Origin of the sequence: Streptomyces sp. NPDC046915 (genome assembly GCF_040644935.1) — a bacterium.
Taxonomy (GTDB): domain Bacteria; phylum Actinomycetota; class Actinomycetes; order Streptomycetales; family Streptomycetaceae; genus Streptomyces.
Genome location: NZ_JBEYXB010000008.1, coordinates 164,006 through 181,698, shown reverse-complemented (window position 1 = coordinate 181,698; position 17,693 = coordinate 164,006). Strand labels below are relative to the sequence as shown.

General features: G+C 72.8%; 16 protein-coding genes. 9 read left to right on the top strand and 7 right to left on the bottom strand.

Translation table 11 applies throughout. From position 1 onward, the window contains the following. Positions 1-2 precede the first annotated feature (2 nt). From ABZ915_RS22055 to ABZ915_RS22045, 3 genes are read right to left on the bottom strand one after another with little or no spacing between them, the layout of a single operon-like run. The gene (locus tag ABZ915_RS22055) at positions 3-1,592 is read right to left on the bottom strand and encodes a transporter (protein ID WP_361805559.1); all 1,590 of its coding nucleotides are present in this window, start codon (positions 1,590-1,592) and stop codon (positions 3-5) included. Continuing rightward, positions 1,589-2,380, bottom strand: a complete 792-nt coding sequence (locus tag ABZ915_RS22050; protein ID WP_361805556.1) for an ABC transporter ATP-binding protein — start codon at positions 2,378-2,380, stop codon at positions 1,589-1,591. The genes ABZ915_RS22055 and ABZ915_RS22050 overlap by 4 nt, the downstream gene beginning before the upstream one ends. Before the next feature lie 25 nt (positions 2,381-2,405). Continuing rightward, positions 2,406-3,071, bottom strand: coding sequence for a bifunctional DNA primase/polymerase (locus ABZ915_RS22045; RefSeq protein ID WP_361805553.1), 666 nt, complete (start codon positions 3,069-3,071; stop codon positions 2,406-2,408). A 251-nt stretch (positions 3,072-3,322) separates the two neighbouring features. Between ABZ915_RS22045 and ABZ915_RS22040 the strand changes: the two genes are divergently transcribed. Then, positions 3,323-4,708: a transcriptional regulator gene (locus tag ABZ915_RS22040; protein WP_361805550.1), complete on the top strand. Its 1,386-nt coding sequence runs from the start codon at positions 3,323-3,325 to the stop codon at positions 4,706-4,708. A 200-nt stretch (positions 4,709-4,908) separates the two neighbouring features. Then, positions 4,909-6,558: a hypothetical protein gene (locus tag ABZ915_RS22035; protein ID WP_361805547.1), complete on the top strand. Its 1,650-nt coding sequence runs from the start codon at positions 4,909-4,911 to the stop codon at positions 6,556-6,558. A 17-nt stretch (positions 6,559-6,575) separates the two neighbouring features. On the opposite strand, the gene ABZ915_RS22030 is transcribed toward ABZ915_RS22035, so the two are convergent. After that, complete coding sequence (locus ABZ915_RS22030) at positions 6,576-7,886, bottom strand: ABC transporter substrate-binding protein (protein ID WP_361805544.1); 1,311 nt, start codon at positions 7,884-7,886, stop codon at positions 6,576-6,578. Positions 7,887-8,003: 117 nt separating this feature from the next. On the opposite strand from ABZ915_RS22030, the gene ABZ915_RS22025 reads away from it, so the two are divergent. Both ABZ915_RS22025 and purU read left to right on the top strand, forming a co-directional pair. After that, entirely contained in the window at positions 8,004-8,504 is a 501-nt protein-coding gene (locus ABZ915_RS22025) for a hypothetical protein (protein WP_361805541.1), read from the top strand. A gap of 61 nt (positions 8,505-8,565) precedes the next feature. Continuing rightward, positions 8,566-9,450, top strand: a complete 885-nt coding sequence (purU, locus tag ABZ915_RS22020) for a formyltetrahydrofolate deformylase (protein WP_361805538.1) — start codon at positions 8,566-8,568, stop codon at positions 9,448-9,450. A 126-nt stretch (positions 9,451-9,576) separates the two neighbouring features. On the opposite strand, the gene ABZ915_RS22015 is transcribed toward purU, so the two are convergent. Further along, entirely contained in the window at positions 9,577-10,872 is a 1,296-nt protein-coding gene (locus ABZ915_RS22015; RefSeq protein WP_361805535.1) for a maleylpyruvate isomerase N-terminal domain-containing protein, read from the bottom strand. Next, entirely contained in the window at positions 10,869-11,450 is a 582-nt protein-coding gene (locus tag ABZ915_RS22010; RefSeq protein ID WP_361805532.1) for a sigma-70 family RNA polymerase sigma factor, read from the bottom strand. Before ABZ915_RS22010 ends, ABZ915_RS22015 begins: the two co-directional genes overlap by 4 nt. A gap of 383 nt (positions 11,451-11,833) precedes the next feature. Here ABZ915_RS22010 and ABZ915_RS22005 point away from each other — a divergent pair, with 383 nt between their 5' ends. Beyond that, on the top strand, positions 11,834-12,202 hold the full coding sequence (locus tag ABZ915_RS22005) for an STAS domain-containing protein (RefSeq protein ID WP_361805529.1): 369 nt from the start codon (positions 11,834-11,836) through the stop codon (positions 12,200-12,202). Positions 12,203-12,355: 153 nt separating this feature from the next. Continuing rightward, on the top strand, positions 12,356-12,868 hold the full coding sequence (locus tag ABZ915_RS22000; protein WP_361805526.1) for an EF-hand domain-containing protein: 513 nt from the start codon (positions 12,356-12,358) through the stop codon (positions 12,866-12,868). On the opposite strand, the gene ABZ915_RS21995 is transcribed toward ABZ915_RS22000, so the two are convergent. Then, positions 12,847-14,364 carry an AMP-binding protein gene (locus ABZ915_RS21995; protein WP_361805523.1) on the bottom strand — a complete coding sequence of 506 codons (1,518 nt, stop codon included), beginning with the start codon at positions 14,362-14,364 and terminating at the stop codon, positions 12,847-12,849. The genes ABZ915_RS22000 and ABZ915_RS21995 overlap by 22 nt on opposite strands. Before the next feature lie 99 nt (positions 14,365-14,463). Here ABZ915_RS21995 and ABZ915_RS21990 point away from each other — a divergent pair, with 99 nt between their 5' ends. From ABZ915_RS21990 to ABZ915_RS21980, 3 genes are read left to right on the top strand one after another with little or no spacing between them, the layout of a single operon-like run. Beyond that, complete coding sequence (locus ABZ915_RS21990) at positions 14,464-15,660, top strand: amidohydrolase family protein (RefSeq protein WP_361805520.1); 1,197 nt, start codon at positions 14,464-14,466, stop codon at positions 15,658-15,660. 6 nt (positions 15,661-15,666) lie between these two features. Then, the gene (locus ABZ915_RS21985; RefSeq protein WP_361805517.1) at positions 15,667-16,800 is read left to right on the top strand and encodes an acyl-CoA dehydrogenase family protein; all 1,134 of its coding nucleotides are present in this window, start codon (positions 15,667-15,669) and stop codon (positions 16,798-16,800) included. A gap of 7 nt (positions 16,801-16,807) precedes the next feature. Further along, positions 16,808-17,689: an acyl-CoA dehydrogenase family protein gene (locus ABZ915_RS21980; RefSeq protein WP_361805514.1), complete on the top strand. Its 882-nt coding sequence runs from the start codon at positions 16,808-16,810 to the stop codon at positions 17,687-17,689. Positions 17,690-17,693: the final 4 nt, after the last annotated feature.

The window sequence follows — 17,693 nt, the reverse complement described above, 5'->3', positions numbered from 1 at the left end:
CGTCAGCCCTTGCTCACCGCCGTGAGGATCTCCGGGAGTCTCGCCGCCGTGCGCGGGGCCGCCAGGTGCAGGCCCGACCAGGTGATCGCCGTGCCGTAGGCCGCGCCCAGGGGAAGCAGGAGCCAGGTCCAGGCGTCGCCGTCGGCGGTGACGTTCAGCCAGATCGTCATCGCGATGACGGGGGCGCACAGCAGGGCCGCGCCGACCATGCCGCCGAAGATGGAGATCCAGGCGAGGCCCGCCTGTCCGGGTGCCACGTTCTTGTAGCCCTCCTGCGGGATGGAGTACGGGAAGCGGGCCGAGGTCCACGCGCCGGTCGCCAGCATCGCCCCGAGCAGCGCGAAGGACAGGCCGAGCACCTCGGGCAGCCGGGGCCAGTCGCCCAGGATCGCGGTGGTCAGCACGGTCACGAGTGCGGCGTACGGCAGGGTGATCACCAGCAGGGCCAGCGCCCGCCCGCGCAGCTCCACGTACGCGTCCCTGGGCTCGGAGATCGTGAGCGCGACCATCCAGAACGCGGAGGTGTCCTGCCCGAACTGGTTGTACATCTGGATGCCGAGCATCCCGGCGGCGAAACAGGCGAAGTAGATCGAGCCGGTGCCCTGCGCGGCGTTGAACACGGGCACGATCAGCCCGATGGCCAGCGAGGTCACCCAGGCGGCCTTGGTCTTGGGGTCGCGCCATACGTAGCGCAGGCTGCGCCGCATGACGGTGCCGGTACGGCCGCCGGGCAGCAGGCGCGCCGGCCCGCTCGCCAGCCGCTGCCGGCGCGGCCGGGCGTCGGCGGCCTGGAGGGTGGAGCCGTCGGGCGAGACCATCAGCCGGGTCAGGGTGCGCGCCCACACGGCGAGCAGCAGCACCAGTGCCGCGGCGCTCAGCAGCAGTTGGGCGGCCGCCGTCCCGTACGAGCCCTCGCTGGCCGACCGTACCGCGCCCACCGCCGACGCGGGCGGCAGCCAGCGCAGTACGTCCGCCACCGGCGTGAGCCGCCCGAGCCCGGCCGACCCCAGGTGCTGGGCGCCGAAGTTGACCAGTTGGGTGCCGATCGCGATGACCAGCCCGCTGAGCACGGCCAGGTCGCGGCCCTTGCGGCTGGTCAGCAGGCGGACGTTGGCGGCGGCGACGGCCCGCGCGAGCGCCACGCACACCAGGAGCGCGAGGCAGACGGCGACGACGGTGACCCCGTACGCCACCGCCCCGTCCGCGACGGACAGCGCGCAGCCGGTCAGCACGAGCAGGGTGAACAGCGGCCCGATGCCGACGAGCGAGGCCGCCAGCAGGGCCCGCACCAGCGGGCGCGGCCGCAGCGGGAGCAGCACCAGACGGGTCGGGTCGAGGGTCTCGTCGCCGCTGGGAAAGAACAGCGGCATCACCGCCCAGCCCAGGGCCAGTACGGCGGTGCCCAGGACGGCGACGGCGTCGGCGTGCGGGTGGCCGCGCAGGGCGAGCAGGCCGAGCAGTTGCAGCGCGCCGAACAGGAGGGCGACGACGGCGGAGGCGACGAACGCGGCCCGCCGGCCGCCGGACTGGCGCAGCCCGCCGCGCAGCAGGGACAGTTTCAGCCGGACGACGGTGGAGGTGACGCCGGTCATCGGATTCCGCCGCCCAGCCAGTCCAGGCCGGACCCGGCGTCCCGTCCTTGTGCGCCGACCAGTTCGAGGAACGCCTGTTGCAGCGTGCGGTGTTCGCCGCGTACCTCGGCCAGTGGGCCGTGTGCCCGGATGCGGCCCGCGGCCATGACGGCGACCCAGTCGCACAGCGACTCGACGAGCTCCATGACGTGGGAGGAGAAGACCACGGTGGCGCCGGAGGCGGTGTAGCGCTCCAGGACGCCCCGGATGGTCTGCGCGGACACCGGGTCGACGCCCTCGAACGGCTCGTCGAGGAAGAGGACTTCCGGGTTGTGCAGGAGCGCGGCGGCGAGCCCGATCTTCTTGCGCATGCCGGTGGAGTAGTCGACGACGAGTTTGTGCCGGGCCCCCGCCAGGTCGAGTACGTCCAGCAGCTGGTCCGCCCGCCGGTCCACCTCGGCCCCGGGCAGTCCCCGCAACCGGCCCGCGTACCCGAGCAGTTCCCAGCCGGACAGCCGCTCGAACAGGCGCAGCCCCTCGGGCAGCACCCCGATCCGGGCCTTCACGGCCACCGGATCCCGCCACACGTCGTGCCCGACGACCTCGACGGACCCCTCGTCGGGTCTCAGCAGCCCGGTCACCATGGAGAGGGTGGTGGTCTTCCCCGCCCCGTTGGGCCCGACCAGCCCGATGAACTGCCCGGCGGGCAGCTCCAGGTCGATCCCGCCCACGGCGACCTGCTGCCCGAACCGCTTCCACAGCCCGCGCAAACGGACGGCGACCGCACCTGCCTCTGCATCATCGGCCATACAAGAACACTACGGGGGCCTGGCGTCAGCGGTCGCGTCCGCAGGCGTAGGCGAGGGGCGAGATCAACTCCTCCGCGTCCGGGAGCCACCGGTTGGCGTGGGTGGGCCGGCACGCCCACTGGACGGCGCCCCGGGAGCCGAAGCGGGTCGGGGGCGCGGCGACGTAGCCGCCCTCGCCGAGCGCGACCAGGTCCAGCGACCCCGGGGTCCAGCCGAGCTTGCGCACCAGCTCCGGCACCTTCACGGAGGCCCCCGGGAGCACGAAGAACTGCATCCGACGGTCGGGGGCGAGGGTCACCGGCCCGAGGGACAGCTCCATCCGCTCCATCCGGGCGAGCGCGAGGAACCCGGCGGTCTCCGGGACGGACAGCGTGTCGAACGTCCGCCCGGTCGGCAGCAGGATCGACGCCGTCGGATGCTTCTGCCACATCCGGCGCGTGACGGTCACGCTCCCGGTCGCCTGCGTCGCCCAGTCCGGCCGCGTGGGATGCGCCCCGGGCGCAGGGCAGGCGGCGTCCCCGCAGGAGCAGCGCTGAAGCCCGTCGACGGCTTCCAGCCAGGTGCCGGGGAACACTTCCCAGTGACGTTCCTCGGCGTAGCGAACGGCGGTCTCCAGCAGCGATTCCCCGCGCTGCTTGGGAATCTGACCGGCAGTCGGACTGGCTTGGGCACCCACGATCGTTTCTTCCACGCCCCACTCAACTCCCGCACCCACCTCGGGTTACGGGGGTAACGCGCGCGGGGGAGGAGCATCGATTCCCCGGCTGGGGCGCATGGGTGCATGTGTGGGGGCGCGCGGGAGGAAGCAGGGCTTGGGCTGGGTAGCCAGGGGTGGGGGTGGGGACTCTTACCCCGGCAATCCTCGCATGCCTCGCATTTTCGGTATGTCCGCTGGGCATTGATCTTCCCGGCCGGATCTTTTCGCTTCGCCAGGGGGTATCCATGGCCGCCAGGCCACTCGTCGCGCGGCAGCCGAACGAACGGTTGCAGGCGCTCATCCAGGAAGCCGGGTGCTCGAACGCCGGGCTCGCCCGCCGCGTCAACATGTGCGGCGCCGAGCACGGCCTCGACCTGCGGTACGACAAGACGTCCGTGGCCCGCTGGCTACGCGGACAGCAGCCGCGCGGGCGCGCGCCGGCGATCATCGCGGAGGCTCTCGGACGCAAACTCGGCCGTACGGTCACGATCGACGAGATCGGCATGGCCAACGGCAAGAACCTCGCCTCCGGCGTGGGTCTCCAGTTCTCGCCGACGGTACTGGGGGCCATCGAGCAGGTCTGCGAGCTGTGGCGCAGTGACGTGGGCCGCCGGGACTTCCTCTCCGGCTCCTCGGTCGCCGCGTCCGCGCTGGTCGAGCCCAGCCGGGACTGGCTGATCTCGGCGCCGGACGCGCAGGTGGCGCGCTCGGCGGGGCCGCGCGTCGGGCAGTCCGACGTGGCGGCCGTCAGCGCGATGACCCAGGCGCTGACCGACCTGGACCACCAGTACGGCAGCGGGCATGTCCGCCCGGTGGTCGTGCACTACCTCAACAGCGTCGTCTCCGGTCTGCTCGCCGGCTCCTACCGGGAGGCCGTCGGCCGCGACCTGTTCGCCGCGGTGGCCCGGCTGACCGAGCTCGCCGGGTACATGGCCGTGGACACCGGGCAGCCGGGGCTGGCCCAGCGCTACTACATCCAGTCCCTGCGGCTGGCGCAGGCGGCGGGCGACCGCGGCTACGGCGGCTACGTCCTCGCGGCCTCCATGAGCCACCTCGCCGCGCAGCTCGGGAACCCGCGGGAGATCGCGCAGTTGGCGAGAGCGGCGCAGGAGGGGGCGCGGGGTCGCGTGACCCCGCGCGCGGAGGCCATGTTCCATGCGGCGGAGGCGCGCGGGCACGCCCTGCTCGGCGACGCGCGCGCCGCCCAGCTGGCGTCCGGACGGGCGGTGGCGGCCATGGACCAGGCCGACGCCGACTCCGGGGACGACCCGGCGTGGATCGCGCACTTCGACGAGGCCTACCTCGCCGACGAACTGGCGCACTGCCACCGCGACCTGGGACAGGCCGAGGCGGCGGCCCGGTGCGCCGAGGAGTCCCTCGCCGGGCACCCCGAGACGCGGGCGCGACGGCGGGCGATCGGCTATGTGCTGCTCGCCACGGCCCAGGTGCAGCAGCGTGAGATCGAGCAGGCGTGCAGCACCGGAATGAAGGCGGTCGAGCTCCTGGAGACGCTCCGCTCCAACCGCGGTGCGGAGTACCTGGAGGACTTCCAGCAGCGTCTGGAGCCGTACCGGGAGGAGGCGGTGGTTCGGGAGTTCGGCGCGCGGCTGGAGTTGCAGCAGGCCGCGTGAACACATGCCCCGCGGGCGCGTGAACGGACGGCGAACGGGCCGGTCGCGTGGGGGAGGTCACATGAACAGCGCACCGCGGGGCGGTTTTGTTACCGCCGTCACAGGGCAGCAGGTCAGGCCCTGAGCTGCGTGGCACCAGGCTCAGGGGACCCGGTAGCGTGACCCGACGTTCCGAAGGTCCCCCAATCGTAGGAGTCCCGGTGACGCAGAGTGGACAGGGCGAGGAGCCCTCGGCGCAGCCCGCGCACGAAGGCATCGTGCTGCCCTCCGACGGTGGCGAACCGCTGCTGCCGGGCATGACGGGCGGACCCGCCTCCCATCCGGCCGCCCCGGCGGCCCAGCCCCCGGCCGGCCCGTCCGGCGGTCAGGCCTGGGGTCAGCCGTGGGGCCCCGAGCAGCAGCCCCAGCAGCCCCAGCAGCCCCAGCAGGGTCAGCAGCAGCCGCAGCAGGGCCACTCCTGGCCCCAGGCGCCCGCCCAGGAGTGGCCGACGCCGCAGCAGCCCGCCGCGTGGGCCGACCAGGCCCCGAACACCGCGGGCCCGCTTCCCCCGGAGGGCGCCCCGGCGCCGGCCTACGGGCAGCAGACGCCGGACCACCAGGGGTACGGCGAGGGTTACGGCTCCGGCGGCCAGGGCGCGCAGAACCCGGCGTACGGCTCCGGCGCCCCCGCCGCCCTCCAGCCGTCGTACGGCCACGGCGGCCCCGGCGCGCACGGCGCCGCGCTGCCCCCCGCCGCCGAGGGCGCCACCCAGTACCTCCCGCCGGTCGCCTCCGGGTCCGCGCCCGCGCCGGCCGACGAGGGCGCCACCCAGTACCTGCCGCCGGTCGCCGCCGGCTCGGCGCCCGCGCCGGCCGACGAGGGCGCGACGCAGTACATACCTCCCGTGGTCCCGGGCGCGCTGCCGCCCGAGGCGGGAGCCGAGGAGACGCGGTACCTGGGCCGGGCGGCCCGGCCGCAGCCCGCCGCGCCGCACCCGGACGCCGAGGCCACGCAGTACATCCCGCCGTACGCCGGCGGGCCCGGCGGGGACCGGCAGCCGCCCGCCGAGTTCGACAACCTCTTCCGCGGCGGTGCGGGCGGCGACGGCCCGGCCGGGGCCACGCAGCAGATGCCGCGCTTCCAGGAGCCGCAGCCCGCCTACAGCCCGCAGGGTCCGGGCGGCGTCCCGCGCGGGACCGAGCCCGGGGACGACGGCGGTGGCCGGGGAGGCCGGGGAGGCCGTACCGGATCGCGGGTGCCGCTGATCGCGGCCATCGGTGTCGGCATCGCCGTGCTCGGCATCGGCGCCGGTGCCCTGCTCGGCGGCGGGGGCGGCGGTGACGACAAGGACGGCAACAAGACCGTCGCCGCGTCGGCGCCCGCCGCCGAGGGCTCCGCGTCCGCGGGTGCCGACCCGGCCCGGCAGCAGGCCGTCGCCCTGGACAAGCTGCTCGCCGACAGCGGCAACAGCCGCGCCTCGGTGATCAACGCGGTGGCCAATGTGCGGGCCTGCAACAACCTGGGTGACGCCGCCTCCAACCTGCGCGACGCCGCCAAGCAGCGAGGCGACCTCGTCACCCGGCTGTCGAAGCTGTCCGTCGACAAGCTGCCGGGCAACGCCGATCTGACGAGCGCGCTCACCAAGGCGTGGCAGGCCTCGGCGTCGGCCGACAACCACTACGCGGCGTGGGCCGACCAGGTCTCGGGCCGCAAGGGCTGCAAGAAGGGCCAGGCCCACGGCACCGGCCAGACCCAGGCCGGCAACCGCGACAGCACCACCGCCAGCACCCAGAAGGTCAAGGCCGCGGGGCTGTGGAACGCGATCGCGAAGACGTACGGCCTGACGCAGCGCCAGCCGACCCAGCTGTGAGCCGGGGGAGGCGGGCGTCAGCCGATGTCCGCCTTCTCCAGCGTCCGGCTCACGTCGATGGTCCCGCTCTTTCCCGCCGGGACCAGCCGGCCTCCCTGGACCACCTGGAGGGTCACGTCGGCGTTGACCAGCCGGGTCAGACCGACGGCGGCGAGTGTGCCGGACCGGGGCCACTCCAGGGTGGGCGTGAGGCCGCCCGTGCCGACCTTGATGCCGTCGTCGAGGGTGCGGCGCACGGTGTCGGCGGTGACGGAGCCGGTGCCTATCCGCTCCAGGACGGCCTTCAGGACGGTGTAGGCGATCCAGGTGGTCTGCACTCCGGCGTCCGCGGGGTCGATGCGGTTGTCGCCGAAGGCCTCCTCGTTGATCACCTTCTTCATCCGGTCCCAGCGCTGGTCGGAGGAGACCGGGTACCAGCCGGTGATGTACGCCCCCTCGTACGGCCCCGACGCGCCGCCCGTCGCGTTGATCGTCGTCTGGTCGACGCTGCCCATGACGGTCGCGGTGCGCACCGGCGGGTAGCTCTCGCGGGTCCGCCGGAAGGAGTCCATGAAGGTGTCGTTGCGGTCCCCGAGCGAGGGCACCACGCAGCCCTTCTTCACCGGGTCGACGGTGGCCGCCTTCAGTGCCCGGCCCGACATGGTGCCGTACTCGGTGGCGTCCTCGGCCGCGAGCAGGTCGTCCGCCTCCGTGTGGCCGCCGGCCGTCAGGCCCGCATCGAGGACGGCCGGCAGTTCGTCGCCGGCGATGCTGTCGGGCCGGACCAGGGCGACCGGGCCGCAGTTCCCGGCGAGCGCCTTGCCGAGACCGGCCAGCAGTGCGGGCTGGCCGCCGTTGACGGGGTAGGAGTAGGAGCGGGTGAACTCCTCGTTCGTCACCCCGTAGCCGCCGATGTACGGGATGCCGGCGCCCTCCAGCGGGGCGAAGTAGGAGTCGCCGTACTGGCTGTAGGAGCCGACGACCGCCACCACGCCCTCGTCGGCCGCGCGCCGGGCGCACCGCGCGGCGCCGACGGTGTCGTTGTGGTCGTTGCAGGTGAGGACCTTCAGCTTGCGGCCGCCGATGCCGCCGCGGGAGTTGATCCAGCGGGCGTAAGCACGGGCCATGGCGGGCATGCCCGGCTTGTTGGTGGCGTCGGTGCCGTCCGGCGCCCAGGTCATGACCTTGATCGGGTCGTCCCCGGAGCCCCCCGTGACACCGGGGACGACCCCGCATCCGGCGGTGAGCGACGCACAGGCGGCCAGTGCGCCGGCGGACAGCGCGGTCGCTCTGAGGGGCCGGTCGAAGAAGCGGAGGGAGGTCTTGCGGATGCGTCGCCTGCCGGTCATGTACCCGCACGATTCCCTCACACGGCTAACCTGGCAGTGATCCTCGGTCAACGGATGGTGACGCGCAGGTGAATTACGGGGGCCGGTGAGACCACTGGGACGAGGAACGTACGATCGATGACCGTGCAAGGTTCGGAGAACTCTTCCCGTCGCGGCCGTCGCTCATCCACCATGGGCGGCATGCCCCTGAACGACATGCCATGGTGGCGCTGGCGCAGCAACGTGCGCTCGGCGCTGCACATGCTCTCCGATCCGGTGTTCCAGCGGGACGTCTGGCTGGCGGGTGTCGACGGGTACGGCGACGTCACCGACGCCGTGTACCGACTGGTCGAGGACACCTGGCTGGACAACTGGTCGGCCGAGAAGTACGTCGGGACGATCTTCCGGGACTCGCAGGAGGCGGCGCTGGTCGACACGGCCGTGCTGCGGGTGCTGCGGATCGTGCACCAGGTGGGGCCGGACGCTCCGGTGACCGCCTACGTCGACCACCACGCGTGGCCGGAGGCGGTGCGGGCGGCGCGGGACGCGCATGTCCGGATGGCGGCGAGCGACGGGGAGGACCCGGACGCGCCGCCGCGGAGTCTCGAGGTGCTGCGGATCATGACGAGGACCGCGTAACCGGGGTCCGGTGGGCGGACGGCCGTCCGCGGGACAGGGCGGGTATGGGACCCTGTGGGGCATGAACGAGCAGTCCAAGCGGGCCGTGGCGGCCCCCGCCGACCAGTACGTCCTCACGCTCTCCTGCCCGGACAAGCAGGGCATCGTGCACGCCGTGTCGAGCTACCTGTTCATGACCGGCTGCAACATCGAGGACAGCCAGCAGTTCGGCGACCACGACACGGGACTGTTCTTCATGCGCGTCCACTTCTCGGCGGATGCGCCGGTCACGGTGGACAAGCTGCGGGCGAGCTTCGCGGCGATCGGTGACTCCTTCCACATGGAGTGGCAGATCAACCGGGCCGACGAGAAGATGCGCATCGTCCTCATGGTCAGCAAGTTCGGGCACTGCCTGAACGACCTGCTCTTCCGGGCGCGGACCGGGGCGCTGCCGGTGGAGATCGCGGCGGTGGTGTCCAACCACACCGACTTCAAGGAGCTGGTGGGGTCCTACAACGTCCCCTTCCACCACATTCCCGTGACGAAGGACACCAAGGCGGACGCCGAGGCGCGGCTGCTGGAGCTCGTGCGCGAGGAGAACGTCGAGCTGGTGGTGCTGGCCCGGTACATGCAGGTCCTCTCCGACGACCTGTGCAAGGCGCTGAGCGGGCGGATCATCAACATCCACCACTCCTTCCTGCCGAGCTTCAAGGGCGCGAAGCCGTACCACCAGGCGCATGCGCGGGGTGTGAAGCTGATCGGGGCGACGGCGCACTACGTCACCGCCGACCTCGACGAGGGGCCGATCATCGAGCAGGAGGTCGAGCGCGTCGGGCACGACGTGACCCCGGACCAGCTCGTCGCCGTCGGACGGGACGTGGAGTGCCAGGCGCTGGCGCGGGCCGTCAAGTGGCATGCGGAGCGGCGGATCCTGCTCAACGGGCGGCGCACGGTCGTGTTCGCCTAGTAGCTCGGGGGTTCCGATTGCCGCGCCCCCTAAGGGGCGCGGGACTGTGTCCATATGCGGCTGCCGCCGCGTGGGCGCGAACGGCCCCCACACACCCGCAGCCGCCCGCGAAACAACAACCAGCCCCTACATCCGGCTCAATGACGCCGCCGCAAACAAGACGTCCCTGATGGCATCCCGGTCCCCGAGCTGACCCGCCGCCGCCTCCGTCGGAGACACATGCCCCGCTGCCAGGCGGCAGAACTCGACGCCGTCCAGGGCGACGTGGGCGACCTCGTGGTCGGCGGAGCCCAGCGCGGCGGGGGAGTCCAGCGGGATCAGCCACTCGCCGCCGCCGGAGCCCTCGATCTCCAGGCGCAGACTGCGGCCGGGCGCGCCCGCCGCGACCAGGTGCCGGGTGGGGGCGGAGGCCAGGCCCGAGCGGCGCCGGGCGGCCAGGACGGCGGGCAGCATGCGGGCCGCCAGGTCGATCATCGCGTGCAGATGGCGGGGCGCGGGCGGCCCGTAGGGGTAGTCCACGGCCTCCGCGATGTCCTCCGCGTGCACCCAGCACTCGAAGGCCCGGTCCAGCATCGCGTCGTGCAGCGGCAGTGTGAAGTCACCGTAGGGGACCGGGCGTTCCCCGGTGCCGCCGCCGGTGAAGGAGACCGTCCGCACCAGATGGTGGCTCTGCTCGCGCCACGGCGCCCGCACGGCCCGGGTGGGCGGGAAACGGGAGGCGCGCCAGAACGCCTCGGTGCGGGCGGCGGGTCCGGCTGGCTGCCCGGGTTCCGCGGCGGCGTCCGCCTCGGCCAGCGGGTCCTCCAGGCCCAGCGCCACCGCCACCAGCCCGTCGACGGACAGCAGATGCGCGATGACCCCGGCGACGGTGGTACGGCGGCTCGTCGGCGCGTCGCCGGCGAACCAGCGCAGCCGTACCGGGGCATGCCACTCCGCGTCCCCGAAGTCCTGGAGCAGCGCGTCCAGGCGCGCGGTCTCGGCGTCGTACGGAGCCGCCCATTCCGGCACCGGGATGCGCGGCGGACGCCGCTCCAGGCAGCCCTGAAGGACGCGGGTGCGCAGCCCGGGGTCCAGGTCGAGGCTCTCGGGCTGGTGCAGCAGGCCCACCGCCCCGCGCAGCCGCAGCGCCTCCTCCGCGCACGGGCCGCACTCGCCGAGGTGCGCCTCGACGGCCGCCGTCTCCGCGGCCGAGCAGGCGGCCAGCGCCCACGCCCCGAGCAGCGCCTTCAGGACGTCGTGCGGCAACTCCAGTGGCAGGGGCGGGAGCGCGTCCAGTTCGGGCAGCGGCAGTCCGCTGTCCTCGACGGAGGCGCGGGGCAGCGGTATGCGCGGGGGTCCCGGGGCGGGGCCGGGGCCTGTGCCGCCGGGTCCGGTGCCGCCCTCGCCGTCGCCGGTGCCGTCGTACTTCTCGAAGCCCGTCACACCGTGCCCCCGTACCCGGGCGGCGCCGCGTCGTGGGCGGTGGAGAGCAGTTGCAGGCCGAGGCGGAGCCGGCGGCGGGCCTCGTCCTCGGTGACGCCGAGGTCGGCGGCGGTCTGGCGGTAGTCGCGGCGCTGGACGTAGGCCAGTTCCAGGGCGGCGCGCAGCGGGGCGGGCATGGAGTGGACGATGTAGTCGGCGCGGGCGGCCACCGAGGCGCGCCGCACCTTGCGTTCCAGCTCTTCCGTGAAGTCCTCCGGGGAGCCGGTCCCGCCCCGGGTGAGCGCGGCGGTCTCGGTGGCGCGCAGCCGCTGCACAGCGAGCCGGTGGGTCAGCGTGGCGACCCAGGTGCGCAGGGGGCCCTGGCGCGGGTCGTAGGTGTCGGGGTGTTCCCAGACGTGGGCGAAGACCTCGCGGGTGATGGCGTCGGCGGCCGGTTCGTCGCCGAGGACGCGATGGGCGAGGCCGTGGACGAGGGAGGCGAACCGGTCGTAGAGCTCGCCGAGGGCGGCCGCCTCGCCGCGGGCGAGCCGCTGCTGCATCCTGCGGTCCCAGCGGGGTGGCGCGTCCTTCTTCGCCATCCGGCCCTCTCCCCCTCCCTGTGCCCGGGTCCAGCCTGGATCCACCGTGTCCTCGAATGTAGTCGGCACGTCGGAGAGCGCACGCCCCTTTGTGCCAATGTGCGCCCCCGGACGTCCCGCAGGTGGTAGTGGACCTTCGCCGTATCTCACGCGACCTCCACTCAGCGAACACGCGATGAGCACGCTCTGACCATCTCCGATCGAACAGGATCGGACCTGACCGAAACAAGTCCCTCGACGACCGCCTGTCGTTTGGCCTCCGGGGTTTCCGGGAACGGCCGCTGGGCAGCCGCGCGGAAAGAAGCGTAGGAACTGCTTCCGTTTCTGGTGGATCCAGAAGGCTCCGGGCGGTTCCGGGAGATCCGGTGAGCGGAGGGCATGCCGTGGCATTCAAGGTGACCGGCGTCGAACGAGGTGAGTGGGCCGTGCTCGGGGTCTCGGGCGAACTGGACCTGATGACCTCGCCGGTGCTGCGCCAGCGGGTGCACGACGCTGTGGCCGAGGGCCATCACAGTCTTGTCCTCGACCTCTCGGACGTCTTCTTCTGCGACTCCAGCGGCGTCGGCGTGCTCATCGCGTCCCGCCGCCTGATCCGCTCCTGCCAGGGCCGGCTGCGGCTGATCCTCCCGGCCCAGGGCGCCGTCGACGGCTCCCACGTCAACCGGGTCCTCGGCGCGCTCGGCGTACGGCGGCTGTTCGACGTCTACCCCGACATCGCGGCGGCGGTGGACGACGAGCCCCTGTCGGCCTGAACCGGCCGCGGTCGTATCGTGACCGTGCCACATTGTTGTCCCGGAATTGCCCCGGTCTTGGTGCAACCTTCGCTTTCGCGTGCCCGGACGCCCCGCGGCGTCGTACGCTCCGAGCCGGACGTACCCCCACGTGAGTAAGGCGGCCCGAAAGACATGGTCAGCACCGAGTACGAGCGCAGGATCGCCGCCCGGTTCGCCACCTTCGACCAGGACGGCAACGGCTACATCGACGGGCTGGACTTCAGCGGCGCGGCCAAGGCGCTGCTCGCCGAGTTCGGTGTGACGGCCCGCTCCGACAAGGGGCAGGCCCTGTACGCCGGCGCGGAGGCGTTCTGGCAGGGCATGGCGGGCATCGCGGACCGGGACGGCGACCAGCGCATCACGCGCGAGGAGTTCGTCACCGGCGCGGTCAAGCGCCTGCGTGACAACCCGGAGCGGTTCGCGGAGATCGCCCGACCCTTCCTGCACGCGGCCCTGGCCGTGGCGGACACCGACGGGGACGGCGCGGTCACCGTCACCGACACCGCGCGCGTACTGCGGGTGTTCGGCGTCCCGGAGGACCTCGCGGGGACGGTCGCCGCGGGCCTCGACGCCGACGGCGACGGCAAGGTGGGGGAGGCGGAGATCGTCCCGGCCTTCGCCCGCTACTTCACCGTCCCCGAATAGCGCTCGCGCAGCTTGTACTTCAGCACCTTCCGCAGGGTGTCGCCCCGCGGAAGGGCGTCCACCACCTCCAGCTGCTCCGGCAGTTTGTGCACCGACAGCCCTTCCGCGCGCAGATACGAGGTGACGGCCGCCAGCGTCAGCTCCCCGGCCCCCGAGGACCGCGCCGCCGGCTCGACCACCGCGCACACCCGCTCCCCGCGCTCGGCGTCCGGCAGTCCGATCACCGCCACGTCGCCCACCGCCGGGTGCCCGTGCAGCAGGTCCTCGATCTCCTTCGCCGAGATGTTCTCCCCCTTGCGGATGATCACGTCCTTGCGGCGCCCGGTGAGCACCAGGTGCCCGGTTCCGGTCAGATGCCCGAGGTCGCCGGTGCGCAGGAACCCCTCCTCGTCGAAGGCCTCCGCCGTCTGCGCCGGATCCAGATAGCCCTGGCACACGGCCTCGCCGCGCAGCCGCACCTCCCCGTCGGTGATCCGTATCTCCATCTCCGCCGGAGGCCGCCCCTCCGTCGTCGCCAGGTTCTCCGCCGTGTCGTCCGGCGAGCCCATGGTGATCATCGGCACCTCGGTCATGCCGTATCCGTGGGTGAGCTGCACGCCCATCTCGCGTACCACGGCGTGATAGAGGTCCGGCGGTTTGGGGGCCCCGCCGCCCGCGAGGAGCCGTAGCGTCGGGATCACCTTCGTCCCCGGCCGCTTGCGCTGCTCGGCGAGGAACATGGAGTAGAACGCCGTCGACCCGCCGGCCACCGTCACCCCGTGCCGGCGGTAGTCCTCCAGCGCGTCCGGCAGCGCGAACTGCTCGAACATCACCGCCGGGAAGCCGTACAGCAGCAGCATCACCGTGTAGTCGGGGCCGGCGATGTGCGCGTACGGGAAGGCCATCGAGCCCACGTCGTCCGCCGTGAGACGCAGCGCGTGCGCGAGGCAGGAGCCCCCCGCGATCAGCGAACGGTCCGTGTGCAGCACGCCCTTGGGGTCGGAGGTGGTGCCCGAGGTCCAGTAGATCCAGCGCACGGAGGTGCCCTCGGCGGGCGGGGCGGGGAGCACGGCCGGATCGCCGTCGGGCAGGTCGTCGTACGCCTCGAAGACCCCCTTCGCGCCGAGCCGCCGCGCCATCTCCGTGTGGTCGTACCCCCGCCAGGTCCCCGGCACCGCGAAGAACTCCGCCCTGGACTCCCGCAGCGCGAAGGAGACCTCCCGGTCCCGGTAGAAGGGGATGACCGGCGACTGCACGGCGCCGAGCCGGGCCAGCGCGAAGGACAGCAGGGCCGTCCCGATCCGGGTGGGCAGCTGCCAGGCGACCACCGTGCCGGGGCGTACGCCCATGCCGTACAGGCCCGCCGCCACCCGCTCGGCGCCGTCCCGCAGGCCTTCGAAGGTGAGCGTCCGGTCGTCCTGGAGCAGTACGGGGCGGTCGGGGGTGAGCCGGGCGCGCCGGTCGACCAGCTCCCACAGCGTGCGGGCGGAACTCAAGGAGTGCGGGGTCTCGTTCACGTGTCCCCCTGCTTGGCTGACGACTCGTCAGATGCCATGCTATCTGACGGACCATCAGATAAGTATGGTCCGACAGGCACCGTCCGGCGGAGGGGACCCATGGCGACCGAACTGCCCCGCATCATCAGCGTCGACGACCACGTGATCGAGCCCGCGCACCTCTTCGAGACCTGGCTGCCGGCGAAGTACCGCGACCGCGGCCCCAAACCGCTCACCGCCGGGATCGGCGAGCTCGCCTACGTCGGCGGCAAGTACCAGATCACGATGGACCCCGACGGCCCGCCGACCGACTGGTGGATCTACGAGGACCTGAAGTTCCCGTACAAGCGGAACATCGCCGCCGTCGGCTTCGACCGGGACGAGATGACCCTGGAGGGCATCACCCGTCAGGAGATGCGGCGCGGCTGCTGGGACCCCGTCGCACGGCTGAAGGACATGGACCTCAACCACGTCGAGGGCAGCCTCTGCTTCCCGACCTTCCCGCGTTTCTGCGGGCAGACCTTCGCCGAGGCGCACGACAAGGAGGTCGCGCTGGCCTGTGTGCGCGCCTACAACGACTGGATGGTGGACGAGTGGTGCGGGGACAGCGGCGGGCGGCTGATCCCGCTGTGCCTGATCCCGCTGTGGGACGTGGAACTGGCCGTCGCGGAGATCCGGCGCAACGCCGAGCGCGGGGTGCGGGCGGTGACCTTCTCCGAGATCCCCACCTACCTCGGCCTGCCCTCCATCCACTCCGGCTACTGGGACCCGTTCTTCGCCGCCTGCCAGGAGACCGGGACGGCCGTCAACATGCACATCGGCAGCAGCTCGCAGATGCCCGCCGCCTCCCCCGACGCGCCCCCCGCCGTACAGGCCTCGCTGTCCTTCAACAACGCCATGGCCTCGATGATGGACTTCCTCTTCAGCGGCGTGCTGGTGAAGTTCCCCCGGCTCAAACTCGCCTACTCCGAGGGCCAGATGGGCTGGATCCCGTACGCCCTGGAACGCGCCGACGACGTGTGGGAGGAGCACCGGGCCTGGGGCGGGGTGCGCGACCTCATCCCGGAGCCCCCGTCGACGTACTACTACCGGCAGATCTTCTGCTGCTTCTTCCGCGACAAGCACGGAGTCGCGTCCCTCGACGTCGTCGGCCGGGACAACGCCACCTTCGAGACCGACTACCCGCACGTCGACTCGACCTTCCCGCACACCAAGGAGGTCGCCCTCGACCACGTCAAGGGCCTCGACGACGACACGGTCTACAAACTCATGCGGGGCAACGCGATCCGCATGCTCTCCCTGGACCTCGACAAGTAGCCGCCCATGGACCTGACGTACACGCCCGAGGAGGAGGAGTTCCGGGCCCGGCTGAGCCAGTGGCTGGGCAAGGTGCTGGCCACGCTTCCCGCGAAGCCCTCCCCGGACGACTGGCCGGGCCGCCGCGCCCACGACCTCGGCTGGCAGCGGATGCTGTACGACGCCGGGTACGCCGACGTCCACTGGGACGCCTCACCGACCATGCGGCTGATCTTCCTGGAGGAGACCGAGAAGGCCGGCGCTCCCTACGTGGGCGCCAACTTCGTCGGGCTGCTCCACGCGGGGCCGACGATCGCCGCCGAGGGGACGGACGGGCAGCGGGCGCGCTGGCTGCCGCCGATCCTGCGCGGCGAGGAGGTGTGGTGCCAGGGGTTCAGCGAGCCGGAGGCCGGGTCCGACCTGGCGGCACTGCGCACGCGCGCGTGGCGGGACGGCGACGACTACGTGGTGAGCGGGTCCAAGATCTGGACCTCGCACGCGGAAGTCGCCGACTGGTGCGAACTGCTGGTCCGCACGGACCCCGAGGCGCCCAAGCACAAGGGCATCACCTGGCTCGCGATGCCGATGGACGCGCCGGGCGTCACCGTACGGCCGCTGCGGACGCTCGCGGGGTCGGCGGAGTTCGCCGAGGTGTTCCTCGACGAGGTGCGGGTGCCGGTCGCCAACCGGGTCGGGGCGGAGAACGACGGCTGGCGGGTGACCATGGTGACGCTGTCCTTCGAGCGCGGCACGGCGTTCGTCGGCGAGGTGGTCGCCTGCCGCCGGGTCCTCGGCGAACTGGCCCACGAGGCACGGCGCAACGGCCGCTGGGACGATCCGGTGCTGCGGCGGCGGCTCGGCCGGCTGAACGCCGAGTTCCGCGCCCTGTGGCGGCTGACGCAGTGGAACGTCAGCGAGGCCGAGTCGAACGGCGGGGTGCCCGGGGTCGGCGGCTCGGTCTTCAAACTGCGGTACTCGCACGCCCGTCAGGAGCTGTACGACACCGCGGCCGACGTCCTCGGCCCGGACTGCCTCGACCTCGACCGGCCCTGGGTGCTCGACCGGCTCTCCGCCCTGTCGTACACCATCGCGGCCGGCACCTCGCAGATCCAGCGGACCATCGTGGGCGAGCGGATCCTCGGACTGCCGAAGGGACGGTGAGCCGGGTTTGCGATTCCAACTGACCGATGAGCAGCGCGCCTTGCGGGACGGAGTGCGGCAACTGCTCACCCGGCGCTTCGACACGGCGGCGCTGCGGGCGGCGGTCGCGGAGCCCGGCCTCGACCGGGCGCTGTGGCGGGAGCTGGGGGAGGCCGGGTTCTTCGCGCTGCGGCTGCCCGAGGCGGACGGCGGGGCCGGAGCGGGCCTGCCCGAGGCGGTGCTGGCCTTCGAGGAAGCCGGGCGGGCGCTGCTGCCGGGCCCGCTGGTGGCCACCCACCTCGCGGCCGGGACCGTGCCGGGCGCGGCCACCGGGGAGGCGGTGGTGACCGCCGTGGACGGCGGCCTGGTGGAGTGGCTGGCCGAGGCCGACACCGTGCTCGGGGACGCCTCCGGGGCCGTACCCCTCAGGTCGGCGGACCCGTTGACACCGCTGCACCGTGTTCCCGGAGACCCTGGCGTTCCCGGGGCCCGCGCGCCCGATGCCGTCGCCGTGCTCCTCACCGCCGCCGAACAACTGGGCACGGCTGCGCGCGTGTGCGAGCTGGCGGTGCAACACGCCCGGGCGCGGAAGCAGTTCGGGCAGCCCGTCGGGGCCTTCCAGGCGGTCAAGCACCTGTGCGCGGAGATGCTGGTCCGGGCCGAGACCGCTCGGGCCGCCGTGTACGCGGCGGCCGTCACCGCCGATCCCGTGGACATCGCGGCGGCCCGGCTGCTCGCCGACGAGGCGGCCCTGCGCGGTGCCCGGGACTGCCTCCAGGTGCACGGCGGGATGGGCTTCACCTGGGAAGCAGAGGTGCATCTCCATCTGAAGCGAACATGGGTGCGAGCCCAACGTGCCGGTGGCGTCACGGAGAGTGAGGAGTTGCTCGCCGTCGATCTCCTCGCCTGAAGCG